This window comes from Arthrobacter sp. 10T425 (assembly GCF_056393985.1).
Genome location: NZ_JBFTGZ010000002.1, coordinates 229,050 through 243,517, shown reverse-complemented (window position 1 = coordinate 243,517; position 14,468 = coordinate 229,050). Strand labels below are relative to the sequence as shown.

17 protein-coding genes and 1 tRNA gene are annotated in these 14,468 nt (G+C 67.1%); 6 read left to right on the top strand and 12 right to left on the bottom strand.

Features of this window, described 5'->3' with window-relative positions:
• Positions 1-61: 61 nt before the first annotated feature.
• The 3 genes from AC1DDH_RS03385 to AC1DDH_RS03375 all read right to left on the bottom strand — a co-directional run bounded on the left by AC1DDH_RS03385 (position 62) and on the right by AC1DDH_RS03375 (position 3,428).
• The gene (locus AC1DDH_RS03385; RefSeq protein ID WP_028276975.1) at positions 62-793 is read right to left on the bottom strand and encodes an MgtC/SapB family protein; all 732 of its coding nucleotides are present in this window, start codon (positions 791-793) and stop codon (positions 62-64) included.
• A gap of 117 nt (positions 794-910) precedes the next feature.
• Entirely contained in the window at positions 911-2,503 is a 1,593-nt protein-coding gene (locus tag AC1DDH_RS03380) for an ABC transporter permease (protein ID WP_476954850.1), read from the bottom strand.
• Positions 2,496-3,428, bottom strand: coding sequence for an ABC transporter ATP-binding protein (locus tag AC1DDH_RS03375; RefSeq protein WP_476954849.1), 933 nt, complete (start codon positions 3,426-3,428; stop codon positions 2,496-2,498). The genes AC1DDH_RS03380 and AC1DDH_RS03375 overlap by 8 nt, the downstream gene beginning before the upstream one ends.
• A gap of 116 nt (positions 3,429-3,544) precedes the next feature.
• Here AC1DDH_RS03375 and AC1DDH_RS03370 point away from each other — a divergent pair, with 116 nt between their 5' ends.
• Positions 3,545-4,021, top strand: a complete 477-nt coding sequence (locus AC1DDH_RS03370) for a DUF1810 domain-containing protein (protein WP_476859362.1) — start codon at positions 3,545-3,547, stop codon at positions 4,019-4,021.
• On the opposite strand, the gene AC1DDH_RS03365 is transcribed toward AC1DDH_RS03370, so the two are convergent.
• From AC1DDH_RS03365 to AC1DDH_RS03350, 4 genes are all read right to left on the bottom strand, one after another.
• Positions 4,018-5,157, bottom strand: a complete 1,140-nt coding sequence (locus AC1DDH_RS03365; RefSeq protein WP_476954848.1) for an EAL domain-containing protein — start codon at positions 5,155-5,157, stop codon at positions 4,018-4,020. The two genes, AC1DDH_RS03370 and AC1DDH_RS03365, sit on opposite strands and share 4 nt — an antisense overlap.
• A 5-nt stretch (positions 5,158-5,162) precedes the next feature.
• Positions 5,163-5,339 (bottom strand): DUF1059 domain-containing protein, encoded by a 177-nt coding sequence (locus AC1DDH_RS03360; RefSeq protein ID WP_162159079.1) that lies wholly within the window; start codon positions 5,337-5,339, stop codon positions 5,163-5,165.
• 133 nt (positions 5,340-5,472) lie between these two features.
• On the bottom strand, positions 5,473-5,850 hold the full coding sequence (locus AC1DDH_RS03355) for an META domain-containing protein (RefSeq protein ID WP_230009962.1): 378 nt from the start codon (positions 5,848-5,850) through the stop codon (positions 5,473-5,475).
• A 70-nt stretch (positions 5,851-5,920) separates the two neighbouring features.
• Positions 5,921-6,514, bottom strand: coding sequence for a DinB family protein (locus tag AC1DDH_RS03350; protein WP_476870424.1), 594 nt, complete (start codon positions 6,512-6,514; stop codon positions 5,921-5,923).
• A gap of 120 nt (positions 6,515-6,634) precedes the next feature.
• Here AC1DDH_RS03350 and AC1DDH_RS03345 point away from each other — a divergent pair, with 120 nt between their 5' ends.
• Positions 6,635-7,201 (top strand): LysM peptidoglycan-binding domain-containing protein, encoded by a 567-nt coding sequence (locus AC1DDH_RS03345; protein ID WP_476954847.1) that lies wholly within the window; start codon positions 6,635-6,637, stop codon positions 7,199-7,201.
• Positions 7,202-7,330: 129 nt separating this feature from the next.
• Here the strand turns inward: AC1DDH_RS03345 and AC1DDH_RS03340 are convergent.
• Both AC1DDH_RS03340 and AC1DDH_RS03335 read right to left on the bottom strand, forming a co-directional pair.
• Positions 7,331-7,412, bottom strand: a tRNA-Tyr gene (locus AC1DDH_RS03340).
• A gap of 172 nt (positions 7,413-7,584) precedes the next feature.
• Positions 7,585-7,839, bottom strand: a complete 255-nt coding sequence (locus AC1DDH_RS03335) for a hypothetical protein (RefSeq protein ID WP_476954846.1) — start codon at positions 7,837-7,839, stop codon at positions 7,585-7,587.
• Between the two features lie 196 nt (positions 7,840-8,035).
• Between AC1DDH_RS03335 and AC1DDH_RS03330 the strand changes: the two genes are divergently transcribed.
• The gene (locus AC1DDH_RS03330; protein WP_018773569.1) at positions 8,036-8,527 is read left to right on the top strand and encodes a YajQ family cyclic di-GMP-binding protein; all 492 of its coding nucleotides are present in this window, start codon (positions 8,036-8,038) and stop codon (positions 8,525-8,527) included.
• Positions 8,528-8,639: 112 nt separating this feature from the next.
• Here the strand turns inward: AC1DDH_RS03330 and htpX are convergent, their stop codons facing one another.
• Positions 8,640-9,506, bottom strand: coding sequence for a zinc metalloprotease HtpX (htpX, locus tag AC1DDH_RS03325; protein ID WP_476954845.1), 867 nt, complete (start codon positions 9,504-9,506; stop codon positions 8,640-8,642).
• A gap of 70 nt (positions 9,507-9,576) precedes the next feature.
• The gene (locus AC1DDH_RS03320; RefSeq protein ID WP_476954844.1) at positions 9,577-10,848 is read right to left on the bottom strand and encodes an MFS transporter; all 1,272 of its coding nucleotides are present in this window, start codon (positions 10,846-10,848) and stop codon (positions 9,577-9,579) included.
• A 102-nt stretch (positions 10,849-10,950) separates the two neighbouring features.
• Here AC1DDH_RS03320 and AC1DDH_RS03315 point away from each other — a divergent pair, with 102 nt between their 5' ends.
• The 3 genes from AC1DDH_RS03315 (at position 10,951) to AC1DDH_RS03305 (ending at position 13,780) form a co-directional block, all read left to right on the top strand.
• Positions 10,951-11,418 carry a Fur family transcriptional regulator gene (locus AC1DDH_RS03315; protein ID WP_026537503.1) on the top strand — a complete coding sequence of 156 codons (468 nt, stop codon included), beginning with the start codon at positions 10,951-10,953 and terminating at the stop codon, positions 11,416-11,418.
• 22 nt (positions 11,419-11,440) lie between these two features.
• Positions 11,441-12,940 carry a catalase gene (locus AC1DDH_RS03310; protein WP_223913739.1) on the top strand — a complete coding sequence of 500 codons (1,500 nt, stop codon included), beginning with the start codon at positions 11,441-11,443 and terminating at the stop codon, positions 12,938-12,940.
• A 189-nt stretch (positions 12,941-13,129) separates the two neighbouring features.
• Complete coding sequence (locus AC1DDH_RS03305) at positions 13,130-13,780, top strand: DUF2461 domain-containing protein (protein WP_476954843.1); 651 nt, start codon at positions 13,130-13,132, stop codon at positions 13,778-13,780.
• A gap of 8 nt (positions 13,781-13,788) precedes the next feature.
• On the opposite strand, the gene AC1DDH_RS03300 is transcribed toward AC1DDH_RS03305, so the two are convergent.
• Positions 13,789-14,394 (bottom strand): TetR/AcrR family transcriptional regulator, encoded by a 606-nt coding sequence (locus tag AC1DDH_RS03300; protein ID WP_028276965.1) that lies wholly within the window; start codon positions 14,392-14,394, stop codon positions 13,789-13,791.
• Positions 14,395-14,468: the final 74 nt, after the last annotated feature.

The following is a 14,468-nucleotide window of genomic DNA, read 5'->3' as shown; positions in this document are numbered from 1 at the left end:
GAACGGCTTCAATCAGCGTGCGCCAGTCACGGGAGTCCCGGTGGTGTGCTTGATGGGGTTCTCAGGCGCTGGGATCGTCGTCGTCCTCGTTCGGATCGGTGCCGCGAACGGTCACACTCTGCACGCCAGGCACATCAAGGAGGTAGGGGACGAGTTCCCGCAGCGGAAGATGACCATGGAAGCGGATGTCCATGAGGACGATCGGCTTTTGTTCATCGCCCGCCTTATTGATGCTCAGGATCGACGAGCTGAACCCCATATTCGTGGCGATCTCCAACACTTGCCGCAGCACGCCCCGGTTGTCGTCATAGCCCAGGTGCAGAACCCGGTGGGCGTCGGGGGTCGGGATCTTCCTGATCACGGGAGAAACGACGTACAACGTGATGAGGTGGAAAGCGGTCAGCGAAACAGCCAGGGACAGCATTCCGGCCCCGCACGCCATGCCGACGGCGGCAGAAACCCAAATGCTGGCCGCCGTCGTCAGGCCGCGGACTACGTTCCGTCCCTTGAAAATCACCCCGGCACCGAGGAAGCCGATGCCGCTGACGATTTGGGCTGCAATCCGGGACGGGTCCATGGTGGCCCCGGGCGCCAGCGCGGCGGCGAAGCCGTAGGCGGAGATCAGGGTGAACGTGCACGATCCGAGGCCGACCAGGACGTGGGTGCGGTAGCCAGCGACCTTTTGCCGGACCTGCCGCTCAGTGCCAATCAGGGAGCAGAGGATAAATGTCGCCAGCAGAAGCCCGATTTCCACCAGCGTGGTCGGGGTATATAGCCCGTATGCGTCCTGCATCCCGCCCTCCGACCCGGCCCGAGAGTGGCGTCCCGTCAGTGCCGGAATGCGCCAAGAACTCTCGAATCTGATATTACCGCCGCCCCCTATTGGCGAGTAGTGGCTGTTCTGGCCCGCTCACGGGGCCAGATCCCGGCGGCGCCAGCCGGCGTACCCCAGCGCGGCGAGCGCCGCGGCAGTCACCGTAAGTCCGAGCAACGGCCCGACGGCGCCGGAATCCAGGGGCAGCAGCGGCGAGTGCCGGAACGGGGAGAGCTCCATCAGCCACTCCGGGGCATTCCACAGCACGCCAAACTCACCAAGCGCGACGAAGAGCAGCAGCAGGGCCCAGACCGTCCCGGTGAGCCGGGGCGCCCAGCCGAACACCGCCAGCACCGCAGCGGTCATGACCCAGGCCGCGGGGATCTGGGCGGCAGCGGCCAGTGTGACGCGGCCCAGTTGGTTGGCATCGGCCAGGACGGTGGCTGCGCCGGCCCCGACCGACACTCCGGCCAGCAGCATGAGCACGGCGACGCCGGCCAGCGCCAGGGCGAAATGGCTGGTCGCCCACCGCGGCCGGGTGGTGGCGGTGCCCAGCAGTGCCTCGACGTGGCCGTCGGTCTCCTCGTCACGGAGCCGGCTGGCCGCGGACAGTCCGTAGGCAGCGGCCAGCAGTCCCATGATGCTGATCTCCGCTGCAATGAAGGCATCCGTCATGGCCTGGGTTCCGCCCAGCATCATGATCAGGTCCTGCGCGTTGGGCGAACTCAACAAGTCCGTGACGTTGCCGGCCAGCGATCCGATCACCACGCCGAACACCACGAAGGCGACCGCCCAGGCCCCCAGCAGCCGGAACTGGAGCCGCACGGCGAGGTCCCGGACCCCGCGGAGCGAGCCGCGAGCCGGGCCGGGGCGCTCCTGGCGCAGGCCGGAGCCGAGGTCCCGACGGGCGCGGAGTGCCAGGGCCACGGGCACGAGTAAGGCGCACAGTGCCAGTGGCAGGGCGAGCACCCACCACTGGTCCCCGGCGAAGGCCCGGATCTGCTGGTTCCAGCCGATCGGCGAAAGCCAGGACAGGGCGGAGGGCCCCGGTTCGGCGAGGTCCCCCACCGCACGCAGCGCATAGGTCACGGCAACGACGCCGAGGCTCATTCCCGTGGCCGCCTGCGCGCTGGCCGTCAGCTGGGCGGTGACCCCGGCCACGGCGCTGAATGCCATGCCGGTGGCGGCCCAGCCCAGTCCGAACGCGATCGAGCCCGCCGCCGGAAGTCCGCCGGCGGCCAAAGACACCGCAGTGACCAGCCCCAGGACAATGCTGGCTCCGAAGCTGATGGTGAGGGCGGCCGCGAGCGGCGCGTCGCGGCCCATTCGGCCGCCGCCCAGGAGCTCGAGCCGCCCGGACTCTTCGTCGCTGCGGGTATGGCGGACGGTAATGAACACCATCAGGACGGCGAGGATGGCATCCATGAACGCCGTGTACTTGATGAGGGACAAGGCACCGAGGGACGTGGGGTCGTAGACCCTGCCGAAGAGGGCCACGAGCGAGGCCGTGGCATTCAGGGCCGTCGCGGCCTCGACCCGGCTCCCCACATCGGGGTAGAGCTCGGCGCCGGCCACCGCGGTTGAATACGTTGTCGCGGCGAATCCGGCGATCCACGCCGGCAACAGCCATCGGTCGCGGCGGAGCCCGAGCCTGATCAGGACTCCGGTCCCCGCCAACGTTTCACGCATCGGCGGTGCGTCCGCTGCTCGACCCGGCCGCGGCCACGGGCACCGCAGCGCCGTAGTGGCGAAGGAAGAGATCCTCCAGGGTGGGCGGCTGGCTGGTCAGCGCGACGAGTCCCGCGTCGGTCAACGCCCGCATGAACGGGGCCAGGCCGGACGGTTCCACTTGGGCGCTGACGCGGTGGTTCGTGACGACGACGTCGTGCACGCCTGGCAGGGCATCCAAGCCCGTCGGTACCACCGCGACATCGGCAGTGACGGAGGTGCGGGTCAGGTGCCTGAGTTCATCAAGCCGCCCCGTCTCCACCACCCGGCCCTCACGGATGATGCTCACGCGGTCCGAAAGTGCCTCGGCCTCGCTGAGGATATGGCTGCTGAGCAGTACCGTGCGGCCCTGGTTACGCAGTTCCCGGATACAGCCGCGGAAGGCCTCCTCCATCAGGGGGTCCAGTCCGCTGGTGGGCTCGTCCAGCAGGAACAGCTCAGCGTCGGTGGCCAGGGCAGCGACCAGGGCCACTTTCTGCCGGTTGCCTTTGGAGTAGGCCCGGGACTTCTTGGTCGGATCGAGGTCGAAGAGCTCCAACAGCTGGGCCCGCCGGGCCAGGTCCTGGCCGCCCTGGAGCCGGCCGAGGAGGTCGATCACTTCTCCGCCGGTCAGGTTGGGCCACAACGCCACATCCCCGGGGACGTAGGCCAGGCGCCGGTGGAGGCTCGCGACGTCGCGCCACGGGTCAAGGCCCAGCACCCGGATGGAGCCAGCATTGGCGCGAAGCATGCCCAGCAGCAGGCGAATCGTGGTCGATTTGCCGGAGCCGTTCGGTCCGAGGAAGCCGTGGACCTCGCCCGCCTCGACTGAAAAGTCCAACCCATTCAAGGCAACCACGGGACCGAACCGCTTCACAACGCCGACCATCTCCAGGACATTCGCCATGGGGGACACGATACGCCCGGGATCGGCAATCTCGCCCCGGCCGAATGACCCCTTCGCCCGCGGGCGGCCTGTCGCCGTGCTGTCACTCCGGCACCGGGGGACGTAGCCTAGCGGGCATGGAAGACCCTTACGATCTTGAACGGTTCGTGGCGGCCCAGGACGCCGGCGGAACCTACGGGCACGCACTGGCGGAGTTGCGGTCAGGCATGAAGAGGAGTCACTGGATGTGGTTCGTTTTCCCCCAGCTCGCGGGCCTGGGCCGCAGCGAAACCGCCCGGAAGTACGCCATCTCATCCCTGGCCGAGGCCCGCGCTTACTGCCGGCACGGCGTCCTTGGCCCGCGGCTGCGGGAGGCTGCCGCCGCAGTGGCCGAACTTCAGGGGCGGTCCGCGGCGCAAATTTTCGGCGGCATCGACACCCGGAAGCTGCACTCATCCATGACGCTGTTCCAGCGGGCCGCGCCCGGCGAAACCGTGTTCCGCGTCGTCCTGGACCGCTATTTCGATGGCCTGTCCGATCCCGCCACGGACCGGCTGCTGGAAGGCCAGTTGCGGGACGGACAACCCGGCGGCCCGGACCCGGCGGACGGTTAGCTGTCCGCGGCCAGCGCCGTGATCATCCGCTCCATGCGGGCGACGCCGGCAAAGCGGCCGGCGTTGTCCGTCACCAGCAGGGGGTCAAACCGGTTGGCCTGGGTCCGCGTCATGGAACGGGCCAGGGCTTCGCTGAGCGGCGTGTCCAGGTTGACCCGCATTCCCGGGCTCACGACGCCGAGGGCCGCCGCGGTGGGGTCGAGCACCGCAACGGGCCGCAGATGATCGCCCATCAGCACCACCGACTGCAGGGCCGGGTTGTCATCAAACGCGGCCGCCGCCGTCGCAGTGGTGGCGGCCGTCGTCGCGGGTTCCACGATGTCCCGGATGATGCTCTGGTGCGTCGCCGGGGGGTTGGACGCCAGACGGTGGGCAACGTCGAGATCGATTTTTTCCCACGCCGGTCCGGGCCGGGCCAGGCAATACCCCTGCACCAGGGGTACGCCGAGGGCGACGAGGGCGTCCAGTTCCTCCACGCGCTCCACTCCCTCGGCCAGGATCCAGGCATCGACGCGGCTGGCAAAGGTTCCGAGCATGGAGATCAGGGCACGCTTGGCTTCGTCACGGTCAACATCCTGGATCAGTTCACGATCCAGCTTGATCAGCGAGGGCCGCAGGGCCAGCAGGTGCCGGAGCCCGGCATAGCCGGCACCGGCGTCGTCGACGGCGATCAGCGCGCCGGCAGCGCGCAGCTGGTTGAGGTCGGGCTCAAGCTCCAGATAGGAGTCGATCGGGGTCTGTTCTGTCAGCTCGACCACCAGTCCGGCGAGGTTTCCCTGGCCGCGCCAGATGCCACGGATCTCCTCCGTCAACAGCAACTCCGGTGAGACGTTGAGGGTCAGGAAGCAGTTCGGCGGCAATGTGGGACGCGCCGCGAGCGCCGCCCGCAAGGCTGCGGCCTCGAGCTCGGCTGCCAGGCCATGCGTGCGCGCGGCGGCAAACCACACCTCAGGATTTTTTTCGGCGAAGCCCGGAAACCGGGCCAGAGCCTCATAGCCCACCACCGTGCCGCGTGCGGTATCAACAATGGGCTGGTAGGCCGCGGAAAGGCCAACACCCCGGCAGGCGGCCGCCAGTTGCTTCTCCCAATCCGGGCCCGGCGCGGCCCCGGCGTCGGGCGGGAGGCCGCCTGCCAAGTGAATCAACTAACGGGAACGATGGCTCTGTGGACCGACTGCACGACGTCGGCCGGCAGCTCCTCCAGCCCATGTGCGGACGCCGCGTGGGCGGCCACATTGACCAGAATTTCATCGTCGGTACTGCACACCCAGCGGGCGTCACAACCGGGAACCACATCACCACAGGCAAACGACTTCACGAATGCTCCTTCTTCTTCAACAGCGGACCGGACCACCCTACGTTGGCTCCGCACGGATAACTGAGATTTAGCTTGCAGAAAAGCGGGGTGTTTGCCGGAACACGAACGCCAACAGAGTGCGAAGACGGCAATGTCACTGCTTGGCCAGGGTTCCGATCTTGTTACCGCTGTTGTCGTAGACGACAAGCACAGTCCCATCCACTTTGGCGGCGTGCGCCTGCGATAGCCACGTGTCGACGTCGTTGCAGGCCATCATGGTGGATGCGATCGGGCCGAAGTCGAAGGAATCGCCCGAAATCGATCCTTTGCCCGTCAAACGATTGCAGCCGTCCGTTCCTTGGAAGGAGCCGTCGTCGGTGATCGTCAGGTTGGGCTGACCTTTGACGGTCTGTCCCCAACTTCCGGCGAACGACTTCAGTGCCGGGCCGGAGCACCCCGTGATCGCCGCTAGCGCCATGCCGGCAACCAGCATGGCAACAACCAGCAGACCGCTTCGACGCAACCGACTCATGCCGCCATGCTAGTTGAGCTATTTCCCGCACGGAAGGATCATTCCGCCTCTCCGGGTCGCCTTCGGGCTCCTACCGGCCTGCCCCCGCTGCTTCGGCAGCGACGGCGGCCGCCTCGATGCGGGCCCGGTGCACGGCCCATTCCTCGGCGGTGCGCGGCGAAAGGTTCGGGTCCCCGGGTCGCTGGCCCGCGCTGCCGTCGATGAGTTCGCGCAGGATGTCGGCGTGCCCGAGGTGGTGGGCGGTCTCCACGCACATGTGCACGAGGATCTGCTGCAGTGTCACGTGCTTGCGCTCGTCCGGCCACCAGGGCACCACACCCGGCGCGTCGAGCGGCAGTTCATCGATGGTGGCGTCGCTGTGGGCCGCCGAGAGCCGGTGCAGCTCAGTGATCTGCTCGCGCGTCTCACCGGGGGCTGCCCACATGTCCGCATCCGGCTCCGCGTCGTCGGCAAACCACGCCAGCTTCAGCTCGCTGGGACGGCCGAAGACCTCGCCAAAGTAGCCGAGTTCGACGCTGGCCACGTGCTTGACCAGTCCCAGCAGGCTGGTTCCCGTGGGCGTGAGGGGCCGGCGCACATCGTACTCGCCGAGGCCTTCGAGCTTCCCTAGGAGGTCTTGTCGCCGCGTGCGCAGGTAAGTGTGCAAGATTGCTTTATCGTCCATGACCGGCACTATACCGAATGCGGGGGCGCTGCCTGGCGGAACAGCGGGTTTCATAAAACGTATGGAATAATTGGCGTCAGCGGGCCTCGGGGGGAGGCCCCGATCGACAGGACACACAGGGTGAATCTCGATTCCGGTGCGCAGCGGGTCCGGCCCGCCGCCGCAGTTCTCCTGGCCGCGGCTCTCGCCATTCTTTTGGCAGCCTGTTCTTCCGGCGCAGAGGCCCCGGACGGAGTTCCGGCGGGCCGGCCGGCGGCGTCCGCCCCCGCAACGTCCCCGGCGTCCGGAGGCCTGCGGGGGACGACCGAAGTGAACGGGTTCCTCCTGCCAATGCGCTACGCGGCCGTCGACGGCGACACCTGGGAGGGCATCGCCGCCCACTTCCGGATGACTCCGGAGATCCTCAGGAGCTTCAACGAAGCGGTGTCCGTTGCCGCAGGAGAGATTATCGACCTCAGGGGCGTGGACGTGCCCCAGCTAGGGGCCGGCGGCAGCGTGACCGGGCAGGACGGGCAGGGACGGCTCCTGTACAGGGTGGGCGCCGGAGACACTCCCTCGGGCATCGCGAGCCGCTACGGCGTCCCGCTCTATGCCTTGCGGATAGCCAACCTGAGCCTCTTGACCGGAGGCGAATGGATTCCGCCCGCCGGCACCACGGTAACCATTCCGAATCCCCCGGCCGACTGAGCCGGGCCTTTGAGGCGGGCCTTTGAGGCAGGCCTTTGAGACAGACCTTGCACTGTGGAGACGGGCCGTTGGGCCGCGGACAAAGAAAAAGCCTCCGGAACCTAATGGTTCCGGAGGCTTCTCCAAGGGTGGCAGATGAGGGATTCGAACCCCCGTAGGCGTTGCCAGCTGATTTACAGTCAGCCCCCTTTGGCCGCTCGGGTAATCTGCCGAACTTCAAAAGAAGATCACTCGCGGTTTCCAGTCCCGGAACGTCTGTTTCCAGTCCGTTCCGCTTCCAGCACCCGCGGGCAAGACAACTTTACAGAACTTCCGCCGAAGAATCGAATCGGCGCCTCAGCAGATCATAAAAGGGCCGAAAAAGGGCCAAAATCCGCGGAATTTCAGGCCTCGCCGAGAATCCGCCCCGCCAGTCTTGCCTCGAATCGTGCCGCCTGCTCGGCGGTGACCTGGTTCAGCTCGACGGCACGGGCCAGGTCCGTGTGGACCCCGTCCATGCGGACTGATGCGTCGGCGGCCGGGCTCAGGATGATGGACGCCGCCAGCGCGGCGGCGGCAACGGAGCTCGCCGTCGCGGCCAGGGTGCCGGCAGCGGCGGCGGTAGTGCGGTTGACGTAGCGGACGGCTTTTTGGTGCATGTTCTTGCCTTTCAGCAGCGGTTCCAACTCTTGCAACTCTGGCCAGCCCGGCTTCGTTCCCGCCGTGATTGAGCTATGAGCGGACTGTGAAACCCGGGCCGCAAGGCCGGCCGCCACATCGGGGGCATCCGTACTAGTCTGGAATGCAGACATCCCGGCCTCACGCAGGCACCCGGCAAACATCAGGAGGAAAGTCATGGCAGGCGAATCCACGTTCGACGTCGTCAGCAAGGTAGACAAGCAGGAAGTCGCCAACGCGCTGAACCAGGCGCAGAAGGAAATTGCCCAGCGCTACGACTTCAAGGGCGTCGGCGCCGAGGTCGATTTCAGCGGCGAGAAGATCCTGATGAAGGCCAACTCCGAGGAGCGGGTGCTCGCGGTGCTCGATGTGCTGCAGTCCAAGCTCATCCGCCGCGGCATTTCGCTGAAGTCCCTCGACACAGGTGAGCCCTACGCCTCCGGCAAGGAATTCCGGCTCGAGGCCTCCATCAAGGAGGGCATCGCCCAGGACCTCGCCAAGAAGATCAACAAGTTGATCCGGGACGAGGCCCCCAAGTCCGTCAAGTCACAGATCCAGGGCGACGAGCTCCGGGTGACCTCGAAGTCCCGCGATGACCTCCAGGAGACCATGAACCTGCTGAAGGGCTTCGACGAGGCCGACCTGCAGTTCGTTAACTTCCGCAGCTAGCGGCCCGCCCGCGGCGCAAATTTGCGCGACACGCAAAAGGGCTGGCGACGGTGTCGCCAGCCCTTTTGCGTGTCGCGGAACTACTCGCGCGTCGCCAGACCCGCAGCCTGCTTCAGTTAAGCCGCCCGGCCATCCGCTCCAGCCGGCCGATCCGCTCGGCCATCGGCGGGTGGGTGGAGAACATCTTGGCCACGCCTCCGCCTTTGAACGGGTTGGCGATCATCATGTGCGAGGCGTTGACCAGCCGCTGGTCCTGCGGCAACGGCGCCAGCTGCACGCCCTGCTCGATCTTGCGCAGGGCGGAGGCGAGCGCCAGCGGATCTCCGGTCAGCGACGAGCCGTCCTCGTCGGCGTCGTACTCCCGTGTACGGGAGATGGCCATCTGGATCAGGGATGCGGCGAACGGGGCCAGCAGGGCCATGGCGATCGCGGCGAACGGGTTCGCATTGCGGCGGTCCCCGCCGCCGAACAGCAACATCATCTGCGCCACCGAAGTGATGACGCCGGCGACGGCGGCCGCCACCGACGCCGTCAGGATGTCCCGGTTGTAGACGTGCATCAGTTCATGCCCCAGGACGCCGCGCAGTTCGCGGGCGTCCAGCATCCGCATGATGCCCTCGGTGCAGCACACTGCCGCGTTCTGCGGGTTCCGGCCGGTGGCGAAGGCATTTGGCGCCATGGTGGGCGAGACGTAGATGCGCGGCATCGGCTGGTTGACCCGGCCGGACAGCTCCCGGACGATCTGGTACAGCTGGGGCGCCTCGGCCTCCGTGACGGGATAGGCCTGCATGGCACGGATGGCGAGCTTGTCGCTGTTCCAGTACCCGTAGGCCGTGGTGCCGATCCCGATCAGGGCCATGATCCAGATCGGCGCCGCACTGCGGGTCCCCGCGGCGATGAACGCCCCCAGGCCCAGCAGGACCGCCCACAGCACTCCGAACAGCGCCGCGGTCTTCAGTCCGTTGTGATGCTTGTGCACTGGTCCTCCTGATACGTGTACTGCAAGCTAATGCCCAGTAATTCACTGACCTACCAAGGAAAACGAACCGCTACGGCACCGGGTTCCGCGCGTCGTACCGCAGGAATCCGACCTGCTGGCGGGCCAATATCCAGGCCACAGCAATGCACAGCACGCCGCCGAGCAGCAGGACCCACCCCTCGTTCAAAAGTTTAGTCGCGCCGCCGGCCAGCATGTCCCCGATCCGGGGCCCGCCGGCGACCACCACCACAAAGACGCCCTGCAGACGCCCGCGCAGATGGTCGGGGGTGGAGGCCTGCAGGATGGTGGTCCGGAAGACTGCGCTCACGGAATCCGCGATGCCGGCCAGCGCGCAGCACAGGGCGGCGGGCAGCAGCCACACGCCCACACCGTCGTCGCCGGAATGACCGGCCAGGACCACCACCAGGCCGAAGGCCGCCACCGAGCCGCCCCAGCCCATCACGGACCACACCACCGCGGCCCCCTGCCGGCGGACGCCGCCCAGCGGCCCCGAGAACAGGCCGGCCAGGAACGCCCCCACGGCCATCGAGGCCAACAGGATCCCCACCGTGGCCTCACCGCCGCCGATCATCAGCGCGCCGATGGCCGGCAGGAGCGCCCGGGGCTGGGCAAAGATCATGGCCACGAGATCGATCACGAACGTCATGCGGAGGTTGGGCCGGGTGCCAAGGAAACGGAACCCCTCCACCACGGAACGCAGCCCGGCCGGCCTGGCGTGCTCGCCCGGCGGCATGGAAGGCAGTTTCAGGAGGGCCCAGAACGCAAACGCAAAGCTGAGGACGTCGATCGTGTACGTCCAGCCGAACCCGGCCCACGCCACGAGCACGCCGGCCAGCAGCGGGCCGGCTGTCATGGTCAGCCCGAAAATCATCATGCTCAGGGCATTTGCGGCCGGCAGCAACTCCTTGCGCACCAGCACCGGGATGATGGCGCTGCGTGCCGGCTGGTTGATGGCCTGGGCGCCACTCTGCACCGCCACGAGCGCATAAAGCAGCCACACGTTGCCCACTTCCAGCCACGCCTGGAGGGCCAGCGCGGCGGTGGTCAGCCAGAGGACGGACGAGGCCAGGAGGGCCACGGTGCGGCGGTCATGGGCGTCGGCGATCGAGCCGCCCAGGAGGCCCCCAAAGACCAGCGGCACGAGGGCGAAGAGACTCAGCAGGCCCACGTAGAGGCTGTCCTGGGTCAGCCGGTAGACCTCCAGGCTGACCGCCACCAGGGTCAGTTGGCTGCCCAGGGCGGAGACGGCGGACCCAAGCCACAGACGGCGGAAGGCCGGACTTTCACGCAACGGCGTGATGTCCGCCAACAATTTCTCCACCGGGCAACTCTAGTGGCGAACCGGGAGTGCCCTGTGACACGGCCGGACAATATTAGCCACGCCTTATTGTGAGGCAGTCATAATAAGTGCTTGAATGAGGGTATGACGGATTCCTCGGGCACCCACGACGCATGGGCAGCCGCCCTGCGTGCCCACGGCCGCCGGGTGACCAAACAGCGCCTGGCCGTGCTGGCCGCCGTCGAACATCACCCGCATTCGCCGGCAGAGGCAATCCTTGCCGCCGCCCGGCAGGAATTGCCGGACCTGACCGCCCAGTCCGTCTACGTGGTCCTCGGGGACCTCACGGATCTGCACATGCTGCGCCGTTTTGAGCCCCCGCACTCCCCCGCGCTGTACGAGACGCGGGTCGGGGACAACCACCACCATGCCGTGTGCATCAGCTGCGGCCGGGTGGAGGACGTCGAATGCGCCGTGGGCCACGCGCCCTGCCTGACCCCGCACTGGAACGCGGACGCCAAGCCGATGACCATCCAGATCGCGGACGTGCTGTACCAGGGCATCTGCCAGGACTGCCAGCGCACCCAACAGCTTCCCTCCGAACGAAACTAAGAAACCCAACCCAAGGAGAACTATGACTGAGATCATCTCTGCGCCCGCCGTGTCCACGACACAGTCCGGGGCTCCCGTCACTTCCGACGCCCACTCCAAGTCCGTCGGCGCCGACGGCGCGATCATCCTGACCGATCACTACCTGATCGAGAAGCTCGCGCAGTTCAACCGCGAGCGCGTCCCGGAGCGCGTCGTGCACGCCAAGGGCGGCGGCGCCTTCGGTACCTTCAAGACCACAGAGGACGTCTCGAAGTTCACCAAGGCCGCACTGTTCCAGCCCGGCGTTGAGACGGACATGCTCATCCGCTTCTCCTCCGTTGCCGGCGAGGCAGGCTCCCCCGACACCTGGCGCGACCCCCGCGGTTTCGCCGTGAAGTTCTACACCACCGAGGGCAACTACGACCTCGTCGGCAACAACACTCCCGTGTTCTTCATCCGCGACGGCATCAAGTTCCCGGACTTCATCCACTCCCAGAAGCGCCTCCCCGGCACCCACCTGCGCGACGCCGACATGCAGTGGGACTTCTGGACCCTCTCCCCCGAGTCCGCCCACCAGGTCACCTGGCTCATGGGTGACCGCGGCCTGCCGGCCTCCTGGCGTGAAATGCAGGGCTACGGCTCGCACACCTACCAGTGGATCAACGCCGAGGGCGAGCGGTTCTGGGTCAAGTACCACTTCAAGTCCAACCAGGGCGTCAAGTCCATGACCGGCGACGAGGCCGAGGCCCTTGCCGGCGCCGACGGCGACTTCTACATCCGCGACCTCCAGGAAAACATTGCCGCCGGCAACTTCCCCTCCTGGGACCTCCACGTCCAGGTCATGCCGTACGAGGACGCCAAGACGTACCGCTTCAACCCCTTCGACCTCACCAAGGTGTGGCCGCACGCGGACTACCCGCTGGTCAAGGTCGGCACCATGGAGCTGAACAAGAACCCGGAGAACTACTTCGCGCAGATCGAGCAGGCCACCTTCGCGCCGTCGAACTTCGTGCCGGGCATCGCCGCCTCCCCGGACAAGATGCTGCAGGCCCGCATCTTCTCCTACGCGGACGCGCACCGCTACCGCGTCGGCACCAACCACGCCCAGCTCCCGGTGAACCTGCCCAAGAGCCAGGTCAACAACTACAGCCAGGACGGCGCCGGGCGTTACCACTTCAACGCCCCGTCCGTTCCGGTGTACGCACCGAACTCCGTGGGCGGCCCGGCTGCCGTTGAGCCCGGCGTTGCGGGCGGCGGCTGGGAGAACGACGGCGAGCTCACGCTCTCCGCGCACTCCCTGCACGCAGAGGACGGCGACTTCGGCCAGGCCGGCACGCTGTACCGCGAGGTGTACAACGACGGCGAGAAGGCCCGCCTGCTGGAGACCGTCACCGGCGCCGTCAGCGGCGTCAAGAACGCCAGCATCAAGGAACGCGCCATCGCGTACTGGACCAACGTCGACGCCGAATTCGGCGCCAAGCTGCGCGCCAACCTCGGTGCCGGCCAGGTTGAGTCCGACGCCGAGGCCGCCAACAAGGTCTGATGGTTGCATCGAACGTTGCCTGACGGCCGGCCTTGACGGCCGCCTGGGCGGCCGGTGACCGGCATTCGGTGACCGCTGGAGCCAACAAAACGCCCCGCCACGGACTCCCGTGGCGGGGCGTTTTGCGGTTATCCACATGGGTGCGCGTGCCCCTCGCCACCGTGTGCCGCGGCTCCGTAGGATTTGGGCATGACCGCATTCGCTGGCACTCCATTCGCAGGCATTCCAAGTGACGCCTTCCGGTTCTATGCCGATCTTGAACAGAACAACAACCGGGACTGGTGGCTCGAACACAAGCCGGTCTACGAGGCCGCGGTGAAGGGGCCGCTGACCCAGCTGCTGGCCGAGCTCGAGCCACGCTTCGGACCGGCCAAGCTCTTTCGCCCCAACCGGGATGTCCGGTTCTCGCCGGACAAATCACCCTATAAGACCGCGCAGGGGGCCTTCGCGGCGGTGGACGAAGGCGTGGGCTTCTATATCCAGCTCAGCGCCGACGGCCTCCTGATCGGCGGCGGCTGCCACACCCACACTCCGGCCCAGCTGGCACGCTTTCGCGGTGCCGTAAACGATCCCGACAGCGGCGATGCCCTGCAGGCGATCGTGCGGAAGGTCGAGGCGGCAGGGTTCGCGGTGGAGGGCGAACGGCTAAAGACGGTGCCGCGGGGCTTCGACAAGGACCATCCCCGGGCGGAGCTGCTCAAGCACAAATCCCTCACGGCCGGCGTCAACGTGGGCCAGCCCGGCTGGCTTGCCGGTCCCGGGGCGGTGGAGGAATTGGCACAGCGCTGGGAGCAACTGCGCCCCCTCGTGGAGTGGGAGGGCCGCTACGCTGCTCCCTGAGGTTCTGCTCAGATGTGCTGGCCGTCGGTGGCGAGGCGCCTGTCGAGGTTGTTGAAGAAGACCAGCATCATCAGCTCAAAGGCCTTGGTGGCTTCCTCTGGCTGGTTGTTGACGACGAAATCGAACTGCAGCCCGTAGAACGCGGCCGTGAACAGGCGGGCGTCGGTGTCGGCGAATTCCGGCTGGATGCCCTGGATGACCAGCCAGTCCCGGGCCTTCTCGTGCAACATCCGGAAGTGCTCCTGCGCTGTGCCGCGCGGCACCGCCGCCACAATGTCCTGCGCCGTGGCCTCAAATTCAAGCCGGGCCAGGTGCCGGTTGCGCTGCGCCATGGTCCACTGCCAGGACTCAAGCAGAAAGGCCCGCCACGCGTCCCGGTCGATGTCCCTGACGTCGGTGGCGCGGATGCTGTCCAGCCGGGATTCGATGCCGCGGATGATCTCGTTGATCAGCTGTTCGCGGTGCCCGAAGTGGTAGACCAGGACGTAGCTGCTGACACCCAGCCCGTCGGCCAGGCCGCGAAACGTCAGCTCCGCCAGGGTCTTGTCCATGAGGTAGTCGAGAATTGCCGACAGCAACTCTGATTTGCGTTCCGGTCTTGCTGGGCGGGCCATGTGTCCATCTTAGGGAGCGCCGCCCTGACGGAGCGGCGCCCGAACGCCGAAGTCGCCGGAGCCGTGCGGATACG